The 15,871-nt window shown below is 60.7% G+C and carries 16 protein-coding genes; 12 read left to right on the forward strand and 4 right to left on the reverse strand.

What is annotated here, in order from left to right; all coding sequences use genetic code 11:
• The first annotated feature begins 8 nt into the window (after positions 1–8).
• The 9 genes from SH664x_RS00365 (at position 9) to SH664x_RS00405 (ending at position 6,274) form a co-directional block, all read left to right on the forward strand.
• On the forward strand, positions 9–836 hold the full coding sequence (locus tag SH664x_RS00365) for an HpcH/HpaI aldolase family protein (protein ID WP_437204031.1): 828 nt from the start codon (positions 9–11) through the stop codon (positions 834–836).
• Between the two features lie 62 nt (positions 837–898).
• A complete protein-coding gene (locus tag SH664x_RS00370) occupies positions 899–1,921 on the forward strand; it encodes a Gfo/Idh/MocA family protein (protein WP_437204033.1) in 1,023 nt (340 codons plus the stop codon).
• A 58-nt stretch (positions 1,922–1,979) separates the two neighbouring features.
• Entirely contained in the window at positions 1,980–2,771 is a 792-nt protein-coding gene (locus SH664x_RS00375; RefSeq protein WP_437204035.1) for an SDR family NAD(P)-dependent oxidoreductase, read from the forward strand.
• A complete protein-coding gene (locus tag SH664x_RS00380) occupies positions 2,765–3,685 on the forward strand; it encodes an alanine racemase (RefSeq protein ID WP_437204037.1) in 921 nt (306 codons plus the stop codon). Before SH664x_RS00375 ends, SH664x_RS00380 begins: the two co-directional genes overlap by 7 nt.
• Positions 3,649–3,867, forward strand: a complete 219-nt coding sequence (locus SH664x_RS00385; RefSeq protein ID WP_437204039.1) for a hypothetical protein — start codon at positions 3,649–3,651, stop codon at positions 3,865–3,867. The genes SH664x_RS00380 and SH664x_RS00385 overlap by 37 nt, the downstream gene beginning before the upstream one ends.
• Complete coding sequence (locus SH664x_RS00390; RefSeq protein WP_437204041.1) at positions 3,864–4,223, forward strand: hypothetical protein; 360 nt, start codon at positions 3,864–3,866, stop codon at positions 4,221–4,223. Before SH664x_RS00385 ends, SH664x_RS00390 begins: the two co-directional genes overlap by 4 nt.
• On the forward strand, positions 4,220–4,792 hold the full coding sequence (locus SH664x_RS00395) for an amidohydrolase family protein (RefSeq protein WP_437204042.1): 573 nt from the start codon (positions 4,220–4,222) through the stop codon (positions 4,790–4,792). The genes SH664x_RS00390 and SH664x_RS00395 overlap by 4 nt, the downstream gene beginning before the upstream one ends.
• 631 nt (positions 4,793–5,423) lie before the next feature.
• Positions 5,424–5,843 (forward strand): hypothetical protein, encoded by a 420-nt coding sequence (locus tag SH664x_RS00400; protein WP_437204044.1) that lies wholly within the window; start codon positions 5,424–5,426, stop codon positions 5,841–5,843.
• A gap of 77 nt (positions 5,844–5,920) precedes the next feature.
• On the forward strand, positions 5,921–6,274 hold the full coding sequence (locus SH664x_RS00405; RefSeq protein WP_437204046.1) for a hypothetical protein: 354 nt from the start codon (positions 5,921–5,923) through the stop codon (positions 6,272–6,274).
• Between the two features lie 35 nt (positions 6,275–6,309).
• Here the strand turns inward: SH664x_RS00405 and SH664x_RS00410 are convergent, their stop codons facing one another.
• The 3 genes from SH664x_RS00410 to SH664x_RS00420 form a co-directional block, all read right to left on the reverse strand.
• A complete protein-coding gene (locus SH664x_RS00410; RefSeq protein WP_437204048.1) occupies positions 6,310–7,164 on the reverse strand; it encodes a fumarylacetoacetate hydrolase family protein in 855 nt (284 codons plus the stop codon).
• Positions 7,161–8,159: an RluA family pseudouridine synthase gene (locus SH664x_RS00415; RefSeq protein WP_437204050.1), complete on the reverse strand. Its 999-nt coding sequence runs from the start codon at positions 8,157–8,159 to the stop codon at positions 7,161–7,163. Before SH664x_RS00415 ends, SH664x_RS00410 begins: the two co-directional genes overlap by 4 nt.
• 220 nt (positions 8,160–8,379) lie before the next feature.
• Positions 8,380–9,330 (reverse strand): tetratricopeptide repeat protein, encoded by a 951-nt coding sequence (locus tag SH664x_RS00420; protein ID WP_437204052.1) that lies wholly within the window; start codon positions 9,328–9,330, stop codon positions 8,380–8,382.
• 643 nt (positions 9,331–9,973) lie between these two features.
• Between SH664x_RS00420 and SH664x_RS00425 the strand changes: the two genes are divergently transcribed.
• The 3 genes from SH664x_RS00425 (at position 9,974) to SH664x_RS00435 (ending at position 14,674) form a co-directional block, all read left to right on the forward strand.
• On the forward strand, positions 9,974–10,798 hold the full coding sequence (locus SH664x_RS00425) for a helix-turn-helix transcriptional regulator (protein ID WP_437204053.1): 825 nt from the start codon (positions 9,974–9,976) through the stop codon (positions 10,796–10,798).
• 311 nt (positions 10,799–11,109) lie between these two features.
• Complete coding sequence (locus tag SH664x_RS00430; RefSeq protein ID WP_437204055.1) at positions 11,110–11,754, forward strand: sigma-70 family RNA polymerase sigma factor; 645 nt, start codon at positions 11,110–11,112, stop codon at positions 11,752–11,754.
• Positions 11,741–14,674 (forward strand): protein kinase domain-containing protein, encoded by a 2,934-nt coding sequence (locus tag SH664x_RS00435; RefSeq protein ID WP_437204057.1) that lies wholly within the window; start codon positions 11,741–11,743, stop codon positions 14,672–14,674. Before SH664x_RS00430 ends, SH664x_RS00435 begins: the two co-directional genes overlap by 14 nt.
• A 111-nt stretch (positions 14,675–14,785) precedes the next feature.
• Here the strand turns inward: SH664x_RS00435 and SH664x_RS00440 are convergent, their stop codons facing one another.
• Positions 14,786–15,811 (reverse strand): sugar phosphate isomerase/epimerase family protein, encoded by a 1,026-nt coding sequence (locus SH664x_RS00440; RefSeq protein WP_437204058.1) that lies wholly within the window; start codon positions 15,809–15,811, stop codon positions 14,786–14,788.
• Positions 15,812–15,871 lie beyond the last annotated feature (60 nt).

Consider the following 15,871-nt stretch of genomic DNA (forward strand, 5'->3'; position numbering starts at 1 on the left):
ACCCACTCATGAAACCAAGTCGTGTCCTTGGAAACCTGTCTCAGGGACTCCCTTCGCTGGGAGTCTGCCTGCATCTCACTGACCCGGGTGTCTTTGAGATGACCAGCCTGATCGGTGTTGATGCCATCTGGATGGATTTGGAGCATCATTATTACAGTCTGGAAACGGCGGCGCATCTGATGCGTGCCGCCCGCATCGGTGGGACCGACATTGTCGCCCGTCCTGCAAAAGGGGAGTTCGCCCGTCTCTCACGCATGCTGGAGGCGGGAGCGTCGGGGATCATGTATCCGCGGTGTTCTGATGCTGCGGAAGCGGCCGAGGTGGTCCGCTGGGGCAAGTTCGCTCCGGTCGGTCAGCGGGGATTCGATGGCAGCGGCCCCGATGTTCCCTACATGCTGACTCCCATGGGTGACTATCTCCAGCAGGCCAACGCCCAGACGTTTCTGATCATTCAGATCGAAGATCCGCAGGCTCTTGAGCAGGCGGAAGCGATTGCCGCCGTTCCAGGCGTCGACATGCTGATGCTCGGTCCCGCAGACTTTTCCATTCTCACCGGCACTCCGGGAGACTTCAGTCATCCCCGGATTCAGGCCGCGTTCGAAACCATCGCCGCCGCCGCCCGCAATACCGGCAAGCACTGGGCCGCCACCTGCGGTTCACTGGAGCGGGCGGAGGAGTTGATCCAGATGGGGGCGAAGCTCGTCTTTCATGGCTGCGACATCGTGTTTGTCAAAAACGGCATCGACGCTGTGCAGCGGGAGTTTTTGAAGCGATTCCGCAGTTCCCCGGCGAACGGTTCCTCGAACGCCCCGAAGAGTTATCTCGAGCGCTCCTGAGATCTGTCTGCCCCTGCCCGCAGCGTGAGCGTCCGTCCCTGAATTCGAGGAAACCGATTCGCGTGTCCACTGCACCCCATTCCGTTCTGATCATTGGAGCCGGATCGATCGGCGAACGGCACCTGCATTGCTTTCTGCAGACAGAACGTGCGCAGGTCAGCTTTGTGGAGTCGAAAGCCGATCTGGCTGGGGCGATCAGTGATCGTTACCCGCGGGCGAAGCGCCTGACGAGTCTGGAGGAAGCTCTGCAGTCCGGCGTCACCAGTGCGGTGATTGCCACACCGGCTCCTGCGCATCTTCCGCTCGCGCAGCAGTGCGTCGCGACTGGTGTCTCGGTTCTGATCGAGAAGCCTCTGAGTGTGAGTCTGGAGGGAGTCGCGGAACTCTGTGACGCATTGCAGCGCTCGACCGTCAAAGCGGCGGTGGCTTACGTTTATCGGGCGAATCCCGTCCTGGCCGAAATGCGCAGCGTGTTGCAGTCGGGCAGGTATGGACGGCCTGTTGAACTGGTGGCCTGTTGCGGACAGGACTTTCCCTTCTATCGTCCCGCCTATGCGCAGACGTACTATGCGAGCAGAGCGAGTGGCGGCGGCGTGGTGCAGGATGCGCTCACTCACATTCTGAATGCGGGAGAATGGCTGCTGGGACCGATTGATCGTGTCCTCGGCGATGTCAGCCACCAGTTGCTTCCCAATGTGGACGTCGAAGACACCGCGCATGTGCTGGCGCGACACGGCCAGGTCCTCGCCAGTTATGTGATGAACCAGTATCAGGCCCCCAATGAGGTTGAGATCACCGTTGTCTGCGAGCGGGGGACGCTGAGGTTTGAAGCCCAGAACGCCCGCTGGCGTGTGATGGAAAAACCGGATGAGCCGTGGCAGGACCATGCGGTCGCTCCCTTTCATCGGGATGAGTTGTTTCTCCGGCAGGCCCATGCCTTTCTGGATCTGGTGGAAGGGAAGAGTGCCCCGCTCTGCTCAGTCGAAGAAGCAGCCAGAACGTTGCAGGTGAATCTGGCGATTCTGAAATCCGCGGAGCGGCTTCCGTGGCAGTGCCTCTCGCCGCTGGTGCATTGTGACAAGTAGCCGACCTGTTCCCGTAGCGCGGAAGTCAGCCCTTTCTCATTCGAAAGCTTGTGGAATCATGAGTGGATCTGTCGTCGACATGTTCAGTCTGGAAGGACAGGTCGCCCTCGTCACGGGAGGCAGCGGCCACCTCGGCTTCGCGATGGCGCAAGGGCTGGCCGAAGCGGGGGCGAGTGTAATCATCAGCAGTCGCTCGCTGGCGCGGGGGGAAGAGGTGGCCCGGCGGTTGCCTCGTGTGGCGAAGGCGGAGCATGGCGCTGTGCAGCTCGATCAGCTGGACGAGGCATCGATTCAATCGGGATTCGAAGCCGCCACGGCTCAGCGCGGAAAGATCGATGTTCTGGTCAACAATGCGCATGACGTGCTGGGGGCCGACTGGAAATCGGTGACAGGTCAGCAGTTTCAGCGGCAACTTGAGAACCTGACGGGCTATTTCCTGCTGTCACGCTGTTTTCACGATCACGTTGTCAGTCGATCCGCCTCCGGAAGCCTGATCCTCATCGGCTCGATGTACGGAGTGACCGGTTCCTATCCGGATGTGTATGCAGGAATCGGACCCGCCAACCCGGTGGCCTATCAGGCGCTGAAGGGGGGGGTAATCCAGATGACGCGGCATCTGGCCGTCTACTGGGCACGGGAGGGTATCCGAGTGAACTGTCTCTCCCCGGGGCCGTTCCCCGGAGCGGGAGCCCCCGCCGAGTTGCTGAAACGCATCGTCGATAAATCTCCGATGCAGAGAGTCGGTACGCCCGATGAGCTGAAGGGGGCGGTGGTGTTCCTTGCGAGCCAGGCCTCCAGTTACCTGACCGGGCAGAATCTGATCGTCGATGGAGGTTGGACCGCGTGGTAAATTCCTTTCAGGCTGCCAAAACAGAGCTGGTCGCAACGCCAGCTCTGGTGATTGATTCGGCCACCGTCGACCGCAATGTCGAACGTGTGATGCAGTATGCCCGGACTCACAACATTCAGGTTCGTCCGCACGCGAAGACACATAAGTCAGTCGAGATCGCGCAGCGGCAACTCGCTGCCGGTGCCATTGGGATGACCGTGGCGAAAGTGGGAGAAGCGGAAATGCTGCAGGGGGTGTGCGCAGACTTCACTGTGGCGTATCCGGCGGTTGATTCCGTCCGCTCCCGTCGACTGGCGGAGCTGGCGGGAGATCGAAGAGTGCGCATCGCCGTGGATTCTCTCGAAGGGATCGAGGCTCTCGCCGGGGCTGCGGTCACAGCCGGGAGCACGCTCGGAATTCTGATTGATGTGGATGTCGGCTTTCATCGCACCGGGGTGAGCTCCGCGCAGGACTCATTGCAGCTGGCCCGACGGGTGGCAGATTTCGGGCGCGGACTGCGGCTGGACGGCATGCTGTATTATCCAGGCCATATCTGGTCCCGAGGAGAACAGCAGACGACCGAGATGCTGCAGATCGATCAGCAGCTAGGCGAGTTTCTCGACGCCTGGTGCCACGCGGGACTGGAGGCCTCGAGATGCACCCCCGCGCTCTTTCAGTCGCATCACTTCCGTTGTCAGACGGAGATTCGGCCGGGGACTTATGTCTACAACGACATGAACACCTTTCGGGGCGGGTACTGCGAACTGCAAGATTGTGCGGCGGCGGTGGTCTGCACGATTGTCAGTCGTGCGGTCACGGGTAAGGCAGTGATCGATGGGGAACGAAAACCTTCACCAGCGATCGCAATTTCCCTGCCCCCGACTCGGGGCATGGCTACGTGCTGGAGTATCCCGGCGCGAAAATCGTTCGGCTGAGTGAGGAACATGGGGAACTCGATCTCACTGGTTCGGAGCGGCAGCCCCAACTCGGAGAACGTGTCACCATCATTCCGAATCACATCTGCCCCTGCGTGAATCTGATGAGTACCGCCCAGTTGTTGCTGGCGGATGGCTCCTTGAAACCTTTGACGATTGATGCCCGAGGTCTGCTGGTATGAACGCGAAGAAGCCCGCGCTGCACGGTGTGCTCCCTGTATTCCAGACTCCCTTTCTGCAAGATGAGTCGATCGACTTTTCCACACTCGAACGGGAAATCGACTGGCTGTACGACTGTGGAGTCGATGGCATCGTCATGGCGATCTACAGGCTCTCAATGCCGCTCTCATCGGTCGTGGCCCTGCAGAATTCGCTCGATGCCTTTCTGGCGATCGAGAAACATCTGCTGGTCCGGCAAGGGATCTTCCGCAATACGATTGTGCGCGGTCCGACCGGTTTCCAGCTCGACAGCGAAACCCGCGATGAAGTCGATCGCCTGTTCGGAATTCTGACTCAGGTTGTGGAGCAGTGCCGATGATTCTGGATGTCCACAGTCACGTCTGGGAGTATCCCCTGCATTTCGGCGATGACTTCCGGCAGCAGGCGCTGCGGGCTCGCTCGGGTCAAGAAGTGGATCTCACCGTCCGCTATGAGGACTACCGTGCACGCTGTCCCGAACAGACACGGACGGTCGTCTTTGGCGGCAAGGCGAAGCTGAGCGGCATCTGGGTCGACGACGCCTACCTCGCCGCTGCGGTGGCCCGTCATCCGGATACGCTGCTCGGTTTTCTGTCGATTGATCCGACGCAGCCCGGCTGGGAAGACGAACTCCGTCAGGGGCATCAGGTGTATGAACTCCGAGGGGGCAAGCTGATGCCGATGTACGCCGGGTTTCGGCCGGATGATTCCGCGCTCACCCCCTTCTGGGAATACGCCAACCGCCACCGCTTACCCGTGCTGCTGCACACCGGAACGACATTCATTTCGCAGGCGCCGCTGGAGTGCACGCTCCCCCGACATCTCGATGCCGTGGCGATCCGCTATCCCGATCTGCCGATCATTCTCTCGCATCTGGGGCACGGTACAAAGGGGAATGTGTGCTGGTGATCCGCAAACATCCGCACGTCTCCGCCGATATTTCCGTCCTGTACTCTGGTCCCTTTCAGTCTTGATCAGTCCCTGAGCGGGGTGCAGCAATACGGCGTCCGGAACAAGCTGCTGTTCGGGACCGATTATCCGATCACGACGGTGAATGACACGCTCGACGGCCTGCAAGGCCCGAACAGGCTCGTGCAGGGGCACACTTGCCCCGACAGAATGAGGAAGCGATGGAACGGATGATCTCATGCGAGAGTCTGTCACTGCTGGGGCTGGAGTAAGGCAGTCACCTTGGTTCGATCTGCCTTCGCAAGGATTGTCTCGACATCGCGGACCCCTTCCGGTGGATGGACCTGACGGGGCTTCCCGACTACGCCCGGGTCAGGCAGCGGCTGTTTCCGCAATTGAGCAACTCTCCAACCGTTCCCGAAGTGATGACGAAGCTGGGAGAGAGCGGGGCCCGGGGCTTTTATCAATACACCCTGAAGAAGCGGAAGAATGGGAACACCGCTGGATCGACAACGTCTGGCGCAATGCTCCTCGCCCCGGGGAGGGATCTCCCGAAATTCCCGGTTAACAGCGTGGTCCGCTTCCGGTCTCTGTCCGATGCAGACAGAACCAATGGAACGGGAGAATGGCAATGACCACGATGACAGGTGTCTATCTGGCGTATCTGACAATTGGGACGGGATTGATTCTCTGGGTGGGCCGCACGCTGCTGAAGTATGGTCGCATCCTGATCGTGGGTCAGGATCAACGACGGGTGGAGTCAGTGGAGCCGGTGTCGCATCTTCTGGTGGTGGGCTTCTATCTGGTGACTCTGGGGGTGCTCAGCCTGCTGCTGAAAAGCCGAGTGCACATCACGGGGGTGCAGCCTGCCGTGGAGCTGCTGAGTGAAAAGATCGGGCTGGTTCTGCTGCTCCTGGGCGGAATGCATTTTTGCCTGATGATTGTTTTTTCCGTGCTGCGCAGGGAGGTGCTGGACGAAGAACTGGCGGGGCGCGAAACAGCGATTTCCGAACTGGCTGCCAAACGTGCCGGCAAGGTTGACGTCGACTGACCGCCGGAGCGACGACGGGTGCAGGAGAGTTCCGACCCGCCGTCGAATCGGGCTGCCCTGTGGCGAGGAGAATTCGCATGACAATCTCTCTTGGCACTCAGCTGGCGTCGCTGCTGCTCAGTGTGATCATCACCCTGGTCGTGGGAGGGGTTCTCTACCGCAACGGCCGGTGGTTTCTACTCGATGTCTTTCAGGGAGACGAGCAGAAAGTCGACGCCGTCAACCGGCTGCTGCTGGTCGGCTTCTATCTGGTGAACCTTGCCTTTGTGCTGCTCATGCTCCGCACTGGTGTCGAAGTCGCGAGCTTTGCCGAGTCGCTCGAACAGGTGTCGCAGGGAGTCGGGATGATCGCCACGACACTCGGCGGAATGCACTTCCTGAATGTTCGGCTGCTGCTGATCGTGCGGCGACGGCTGCGTTGTCCCCCCTGATTGGGCGTTCCGACGCTGTGTCCGGGTCACCGCCATCAGCGACCCTTCACGACCGGATTGAAGAGTGTGCAGATGTTGCTGATGTCGATGCTCACTTCATCTCCATCTTCGAGAGAGAAGTTGTCATCGGGCACGACCCCGGTGCCGGTCAGCAGGAACGCTCCGTCCGGGAAATCATTTTCCTTTCCAAGCCAGTCCGCCAGTTCCGGAAGCGAGCGATGCATCTGCGCCAGACTGGTCGAGCCGGTGAACACATCTTTGCCATCACGATGAATGCGGAGCGAGATTTTGGTCGCTTCCAGATTCAGCGGTTCTGCGGCCAGCAGCACCACCGGTCCCAGCGAGCAGCTTTGGGAATAGACTTTGGCCTGCGGCAGGTACAGGGGGTTCTCGCCTTCGATGTCACGCGCGGAGACGTCGTTGCCAACGGTGTAGCCGACGATCTGCATCTGGGGATTGAGAACGAGGGTGAATTCCGGCTCCGGAACGGACCAGCGGCTGTCAGAGCGGACACGGATCGGCTGGCCGTGTGCGACCACGCGACGGGCGGTCGCTTTGAAAAAGAGTTCAGGGCGATCGGCGGTGTAAACCTTGTCGTAGTGTGAGGCGGCCGAGGCAGATTCTTCCATCCGAGCCACCTGGCTGCGGCGATAGGTGACCCCCGCTGCCCACACTTCCTGATCTTCGACCGGTGCCAGAAACTCCACTTCGCTGAGCGGGAGTTCTGCGATCTCGCGCTGGCCTTTGAGCAGCTCCGCCACTTTCTCCGCCGGCCGGGAGGCATGCAGAATTTCAGTCAGTGTGGCGCTTGCGGGCAGCAGTCGCACCGCATGCGTTTCGACCAGGGCGACAGCGGGACCGGCAGCAGTGCGAATGCGGGCAAGTTTCATGTGTCGATCTTTCGGTGGAGACGAAGGGCATCCAGAGTGCGCTGAAAATCTTCCGGCAGAGGAGCTTCGAATTCCATGATAGCATCCGTCACCGGGTGGCGAATCTGCAGCCGGAAGGCATGCAGGGCCTGACGTTGAATGAGGGGTTCTTCGTCGGCCATGGACGGTGCGCCGGTCAGTTCGGACAGGAGCAGCCGGTCATGCCCGGCATACAGCTTGTCCGCCACGATGGGAGTCCGCAGATGTTGCAGGTGCACCCGCAGTTGATGGGTGCGACCGGTTTCCGGCAGCAGCTGCACATAGGTGAAGCCACGGAAACGTTCGAGCACGCGGTAAAACGTGACCGCTTCTCGCGATTTCTCCTCGGGCTCGCAGACCAGCATCTTTTCGCGGACCTTCGGATGGATTTTGATGTGCGTGCGGATGTAATCGGCATCGCGTTCCAACCGACCTCGGACGAGCGCCCGATATTCCTTGTGGACTTCCCGCTGTTCGAACTGGCGGGTCAGCCGGTGATGAACCTGATTGTCTTTCGCGATGACGATCACCCCGGTGGTGTCCCGGTCGAGGCGATGGACAATTCCCGGCCGAAGTTGTCCCGCGACATCGCTCAACTGGTCGAAGTGGAACTGCACCGCAGCCGCGAGTGTGCCGGTGAAATTGGCTTTTCCCGGATGGGTCACCATGTCGGCAGGTTTGTTGATGACCGCCAGTGAGTCGTCCTCGTAGACAACCTCAATCGGCAGGTCCTCGCCGGCCAGGCTGCTGTCGGGCTCTTCGGGGAGCGTGACGGAGATGCGGTCGTTCACCCGCAGCCGTCGTGACGCCTTGACCGGCAGGCCATTCACCAGAACGGTCTGTTGTTCGATCGCCCTTTGAAACAGGCCCCGGCTGTGATTGGGGAAGATGCGGGTCAGATAGTGATCGACGCGCCAGCCATGCGCGCGGGCTTCGACGGTCAGCGATTGTGACTCGGGGGGGAGAGAGTTGCTCATGAACGGTCGATCCGGAAGACAGAACGAGAAGCGTGTGCAGCCGGCACACCTCGACTGTCTGTCTGAGAGTATCGCCTGCGGCGGTTCATGAGACAATCGCCGCAGCGCGGGCAGAACGATCCTCCCGGAGAACGTCCGTCCGGCCCCCTGTCAGGCGATGTCGGCTCCGGAGATCGGAGATCTCCTGACGGCTTGCGGCATCGGGCGGTCGCAGCGTCTGCTATTTGCCTTCGGCTGCGGCCGGTTCGGCAGGCTTCTCATCCCCTGCCGGAGCGGGAGCAGGTGCGGGAGCTGTGGCTTCGGTTTTCGCCTCTTCCGCTTTCGTCTCCGCCGGTTGGGAAGCATCAGGTGCTGGAGCGGGACGGGGGGTTTCGCTGGGGGTCGCCGGCTTGCTCTCGGCGTCCTTCGGCAGATCAGGGGCTCCGGTTCCCTTGGGAGCGGAGGTCGTGTCGGTGGACTCTTTGGAGTCTTTCCCCAGGGGGAGATCCAGATCCGGGAAGGCTTCGTTCAGGCTGGGAAGTTTGCCGACATCGCGCGGAAGCTGGCGGTCAGCCGGCTTGGGATCCTGTTTGCGGAACCACGCATAGAACTCTTCTGCGCTGTTGGTCTTGAGCGCTTCGACCCGGGCTTCCGCCCAGGAGCGGTGCTGGGAATCCGGATACTCCGCGAGCAGTTGTTCGTAAGCGGTGATCGCCGGCTTGTTGTCGCCGTTCGACAGGGCTTCGCGCGTCGTGGCGATGTTGTAGAGTGCCTCTTCGCGGATCTCCGCCGGGATGTTGGCTTTCACCAGCGAATCGAATGCGGTTTCCGCTTTCTTCAAGCGTTCGTCGCTGACTTCCCGGTTGGTCAGGGCCTGATTCAGCCCTTCCGCGAGGAAGAGTCGACCTGCCTGCAGGCGGGCCCAGTTGCTGACCGGCTGATTCGGATATTTGTCCGCCAGCTCCAGAAAGTCTTCCGCCGATTTGCGGGTGTAATACTGATTCCAGCCCGCCTCCTGCGAGGCACTTTTCCCCCGATACCAGATGATTCCCCCGACTCCGGCAATGGTGACGACCAGAATCAGCAGCAGAATCTGATTCGAATAGGGCTCGATCCGCGACGCACCTTGGTTCAGAACCTTTTCCAGTTCCGTGGGGGCCGGGGCATGGTGGAAATGCTCGTTCGTGCTCATAGTTGGCGCGTGTTCCAGCCGCCGGGAAGGACGGCTTACTTCCGTGTCGAGTGAATCAGTCCCGCGGTTGCGGCCTGACAAGTGGAAACAACGCGGTTGCCTCACAACAGTTGCAGGCAGCGACGTTTCGGATTGGATGATTGAACCACTCCGGGAACCGGAACGGCCTGCCTGCAGACAGAATGCCGCATAATGCCGCAATCAAGTCGGAGGAGAATCAGCGCGGCAGTATAGGAGCGGCTGTGAAAGCTGGTCAAGTTGCCTGATCCGACGGTTGTGACGGCAATTCCTGGGGAGAGCGGAGTCGTGGACTGTCCAAGTTGCAAATTCGCACAAGGAGTCGAAGCTTGGTTTGACTTGTGTCGCAAGGTCTTTTTGTGACTAGGGATATGGCTGTTGTGTGTCCAGTGGTGCCCACCGGCCCGAATGACTCTGCCGAGCGAATCGATGAGACGGAAGTCTCCAATTCAGGGATTTCTCCGTAGACTGGGCAGGCCGATTACGTACGCAGTGGCAACTTTTTCGCAACCTTGGGGCCGGATGAGGGTTGTTAGGGAGAGAGACTCTCGCCGTCGCGGGCACGGGGGGCTGCCTCCACGCTCATCTTTTCCGTTCATCTCCGTTTGCTCCCCGTTTGTTGCTCATGGATCGCCCCCTTTCGCCAATCGATGCCCCGTTTCCGCTTCCTCAGCCAGAGCTGTCCGGACATTGGCAGCGTCTGCCGGGTGAGCCTGCTGCCGTGGCGGAAGCGTCCGGGCTGTTTGCTGTCGACGCCGGACGCTGGGAGTTGACGATCGGCGATGAACGGCAGCTGGAATTTCTGCAGCCCGGGGACGTGATTCTGGTGACGGCCAACGTGTTGAGCCAGTGGCGCTGTCTGGGGCATGGTGATGTCGCTGCGGGTTCGCCGGGTGACGAAATACCTGTTCAGGGACAGATTTCGTTTCTGGAGTTTTCCTCTTCAACCCGCTTTCCGGAGGAGGCGCCGCTTGCGGTTCGTCTGCCGGGGCTCGATTCGCCGCAGCCTCGTGGGTCTCGCTTAGACGTGAAGGAGTCTCGGTCTCCACAAACAAACCTCGTTTGGGTGCTGCAGGCGTTTGTGCGGGTGCTGTTGCGATCCGTGGCGCCCCCGGAGCCGAACCGCAACGATCCGCACCTCGATGCCGACGTCAGCCAGATCCTGTGGACCATGCACAAGTTTCCCGAGAAGCCCTGGACACTCGAGCGGCTCGCGGCGGAGGTCTCGTTGTCCCGCTCGGTGCTGGCTCAGAAATTCAAGGAGCAGACAGGGACGACCCCCATGCAATCGCTGACGGAAATCCGCATGAAAATTGCCACCGATCTGCTGAAGCATCGTCGGCAGTCGCTGAAGGAAGTCGCCCGGCAGGCGGGTTATCGGTCGGTGTCCGCGTTCAGCACGGCCTACAAACGCTGGGCGGGCCGCTCACCCAGCGAACTGAGGGAATAGAGCAGGTTGCACTCGACCGGTGCCCGGTCAGTAAGCGTTTCGTGTGATGAAATGCTCATTTCCGCGCGGCGAGAATGGGGCCTCAATCACGGCGATGTCCTCCGGTGCTGAGAGATCGACTCCACGCCGCAGCCATCCGTCGCGCGCATCAACAGTAGTCTGCGCGCTCTTGATTGTGATCCGGGAGCGGCGAGAAAATTCTGGAAGAGGAAGGACCTGCCTGTCGCGATCGTGGATTGAATCAATAAGATTGACGTAGAAGGCATGGCTGGGCTCCCGTACTTCAAGACAGAGATCGACTCGTGGAACCGATGCGTCACCTGGACCCTGCAGAACTGAGGGAACGGCTGCGTCGGCATCCGGAGGAGGTGCTGGCAGAAGAGTTCGGGAAATATCGAGCGCGGTTATGGCGGATCATCCAGTTCCGTCTTGACGCGGGGGTTGCCGGCCGGATTGAAATCGATGATGTGTTGCAGGAGACGTGGCTGAGTTCGTTGCAGCGAATCGGCTATTTCCTCGAACACGAATCATTGTCGATGTTCGTCTGGCTGCGCATGATGGTGGGACAGACGATTATCGATCTGCATCGCCGCCACCTGGGAGCCAAGATGCGCGATGCCTATCGAGAAGTGTCGTATCATCAGTCGGACCTGTCCCGATCGACATCCGCCTCCATTGTTTCGAAGCTGTTAGGTCAGGTTTCCACACCCAGTCGGGTCATGTTGCGGGAGGAGACCGCGCAGCAGTTGCGGGCCGCCATCGACAGCATGGATCCGATCGATCGCGAAGTCCTCGCGCTCCGTCACTACGAGGAACTGAGCAATCAGGAGGTGGCTGAGGTTCTGGGAATTCAGGTGAAAGCCGCCAGCATTCGTTATGTGCGCGCGGTGCAGCGGCTGAAAAAGATCCTCGAAGATTTTCCCGGCTTTGAAGGAAATCAGCATGTCACCGGCTGACGAGCACCATCCGGCACCCGGTTCAGGTCCTGCTGCCGCGCTGGAGTCGACTGCCCGCTCCACACTGGAGAGCCATCTGGCACTCGTGGAACAACTCGATCCCGACAGCCCGATCGCGATTGAAGAACTGGCTGCCGAATTTATCGATCGCTGTCAGAGCGGAGAACGTCCCTCCATTCAGCAGTACATGCGGGATTACCCCGAGCTGGCAGGGGCGATTGAAGAGCTCTTTCCGACAATTGCGAAGCTGGAAGGGCTCAAACAGGTCCCCGGATCGTCTGGCGGCCGGGCGGTGACGGGGCTTCCCTTTCTGAAACGGCTGGGAGATTTCCGAATTCTGCGGGAGGTCGGCCGCGGCGGAATGGGGGTCGTCTTCGAGGCGGAGCAGTTGAGTCTGCACCGTCGCGTGGCACTGAAGGTGCTCGGTGCCAATGTGGCCCGGTCCGAGCAGCAGCGGGAGCGTTTCAAGCGCGAAGCCGAATCGGCAGCGCGGCTGCACCATACCAATATCGTTCCGGTGTTCGGTATCGGGGAAGAACATGGTGTGCAGTATTACGCCATGCAATACATCAACGGCTGGTCCCTCTCCGAGATCATCGCGCAGCTGGCTGCCCGTCAGCGGGGCGAAGATCAGGAAGACCCCGGTGGTGAGTCGCCGAGACTGGCCGAAACCGCCGCGGATCTTCCCGGCTCCGACCATGCCCATCCCGTGCGGACCCGTTTTGTCTGGGAGGAACCGGTCGACAGCGTGCCGGCGCAGGTCGTGGTGAGCCCCCTGGAAGAAGTCGATTCCGTCCGCCGGTCGATCGACCGGGATTTGTGGCGGAACTTCCGGTTCTGCGCCAAGCTGATCGGCGATCTGGCGGATGCGGTTGCCTATGCTCATGCGCATGGGGTTCTGCATCGCGACCTCAAACCGGCCAACGTGATTGTCGACCGTGAGGGTGTGGCGTGGCTGGTCGATTTCGGACTCGCCAAGCAGCAGGACTACGAAGACCTCACGCTGAGCGGTGATGCCTTCGGGACGGTTCGTTATATGGCCCCCGAACAATGCAACGGCCAGGCGGATCAGCGCAGCGACATCTACAGTCTGGCACTGGTGCTTTATGAGCTGCTCTGTCTGGTGCCGGCCTATCCGGAATCGCAGCCGGGGCAATTGATCTCGCGTAAATCGAGTCAGCGCCCCGCCTCGCCACGTTCGATCTGTGCAGACATCCCGCGCAATCTCGAGACGATTGTCATGAAGGCCTGCGCGATTGACCCGGCAGAGCGCTATCAGACCGCTTCGGAGTTTGCCGAAGATCTCAGGCTGTTTGTGGAAGACCGTCCGATTCGGGCCCGTCGTGAATCCGTATTCGAACGGCTGCGCAGCTGGTCGCGCCGAAATCCCCTGATTGCGGGGCTGGCCTGCCTGTCGATCGTTCTGAGTGTGACTGTCATCGGTCTGGTCGAGATCAGTTACCAGCGCACCCGGGCCGCTCTGGCGCAGGTCGAACAGCAGAAGTACCGCGCGGAGCGGAACCTGGTGATGTCGGTGGAAGCTCTTGAAAACATTATGGAGAGCATTTCGCGCCGGGGAATCCCGCGGACTCTGCGCGTCGGTCTGGATGAAGGGGAGGCCCGTGTTGATGATGTTGCGGTGACCCCGGCGGATGCCGAGTTGCTGGAATCGCTGCTGCAATTCTACGATCAGTTCGCCGCGCAGAATGACACCAGTCTGGCTTCGCAGACCGCGCTCGCGCTGAGCCGGATCGGAGACATTGAAACGCGGTTGGGACATATCGACCGGGCGACGAGTGCGTATCAGAAAGCGATCGAACGGTATTCGCAGCTGCTCAAGTCAACGCCACAGGACGCGAACGGGATTTCCTCGCTGGCGAATACGTTGAACCAGCTCGGGGTCGCACAGTCGCAAGGCGGGCGCGTCGTCGAGGCGGGGCGATCGCACGAGCAGGCACGGCGGCTATTGGAAGGGCTCGAAGCGAGCATGCACAGTGACGCCGTCAAGTTCGAGCTGGCGGAGACCCTGCTGCTGCTCTCAACGATTGGTCACCGGGCGGGAGGACGTGAAATCGTGGATGGCATTCGGGCCGCCAATGAGATTCCCGAATCGGCATCGAACAGTGAAGCAGCGGCGGGTGAAGATCGGGAGTCCGAGTTTTCTTCTGACGATCTGGTCCGCAGCGGTTCCTGGCGCAGCGGTCTTTCCGTCCCCACTCTGCACGCGCCGATCGATCAGGCGGCACAATTGCTTGTCGATCTGCATGCCCGCAATCCGCAGAACGCGGATTATCGCCTCGCACTGGCCAAGTGTCTTTTGGTGCAGTGGCGCAACCGGAATTCCACGGCACATCCTCTGCCGACGGAATCCTCGGCGCAGCTGCATGTCGATGGCATGGCAATGCTCAGGGAACTGGTGGCGGAATATCCGGATTCGCCCCGCTTCACGTACGAGCTGGCGGACGCCCTGTGTGAGGCCGCCCTGGCGCCGATTGTGGCTGCGGGTCGCAACTGTGAAGAGGAGCTGCGCGAAGCCCATTCTCTGGCAGAACGTCTGACGGTGAACTCCCCCCGCAACTCGGACTATCAGGCGCTGCTGGCCCGCACGATCAAGGGGACAGCCGTTCTGGCGGACAGGCGACGCGACACCGCCGCGGCCTCCGCAAATTACGCCCGCGCACTGGCGATTCAGCAGCGACTCGCGCAGGAAAACCCATCGGTCATGTTCTTTCAGATCAGCGTGGCACAATTGCTGGCGGAAATTGCCGCGTGGGAAAAACGGCAAGGGAATCAGGCTGCGGCAGCTGCCAACTACGCCAAGGCCATTGCTGTCCTCGAGGCCTCCTCTTCAGTCTGTGAAGAGAACTGGCTGTTCGAGAAGTTCCTCCGGCATTTGCGGAAGCAGCAGGAAAAATCCTGACGACGGCCGAGAGCGTTTCTGGCTGCTGACGGCCCCGTTTTCGCCCCGCGGCCGTCAGCGTCTCGCGCTACGCAGCGCTTGCCGCGCCGGCACTGGAAAGAGCAACCGGCTCTACTCCCAGCCATGCGCATCGCGGACACGGATCATCGCATCGAGAATCGTGTTCCAGGTGTTCGCCTGTTCCATCAGAGCGTTGGGGAACATGCAGCCATCCCAGCAGAGGTGCTGAATTCCCCGGGCCGGGGCGTCCTTCAGCCAGTACCCGGCGCAGCGGACGATGTCGAGCTTCCCTTTTGGATCGTCGGCGGGACAGTGGCGGCCGGTCTTGTCATGGCTGCCGGTTCCGTGCACCGTGCCGTCGTTCTGGGCGATGTGCAGATCGATCGTCCACGGCCGCAGCGCATCGGTCAACTGGCCATAGGCTTCCCAGAACTTCGGTTCAGCGTCCCCATCTTTGATGAGGGCATGTTCCGGCGCGTTGTAGCCGAGCAGATACAGATACGTGTGCGCGAGGTCCGCCTGAAAGCCAACGGTCTCGGGCATGTCGACCTGTTCCAGCAGATCGACCATGTTCTTCCACGAGTGCATGCCACCCCAGCAGATTTCCCCTTCGGCGGCGAGACGCTGTCCATGCGCGGCAGCGACCTTCCCCGCTTCGCGGAACGTTTCCGCGATCCGGCGGGTGTTCGCTACCGGATCCGCACTCCAGGCTTCCGGGCTGGTCGCGGAGTCAATGCGAATCACCCCGTAATCCCGCAGTCCGGCCTCTTCAAAGAACTTCGCGATCCGGCAGGCCTGTTTGACCGCCAGCACGAATTTCTCACGCGCTGCGGCATCACCCATCGCCGAATCTCCGACTGTCCCCGGCCACACCGGAGCGACAAGAGAACCAACCTTCAGATTGGCTGCGGCAAACTGATCGGCGATCGACTGCAGGTGCGCATCATCACCGAAGGGATCCAGATGCGGATGAAATAGAAAGACATCGACCCCGTCGAACTTCTGTCCCCGCACGTTGGCGGCGGTGGTCAGTTCGATCATTCGCTCCAGCGAGATCGGCGGCTGGTCGCTTCCGGGGGTTTTGCCGACAAGTCCGGGCCAAAGTGCGTTGTGCAGGAAGGGGCGTGAATGGCTCATGATTCGTCCAGCAAAAGATCAGGGACAGAAAACGGGATGATTGCGATCGATTGTGATTCA

Source organism: Planctomicrobium aquicomposti, from assembly GCF_051466325.1.
GTDB lineage: Bacteria > Planctomycetota > Planctomycetia > Planctomycetales > Planctomycetaceae > Planctomicrobium.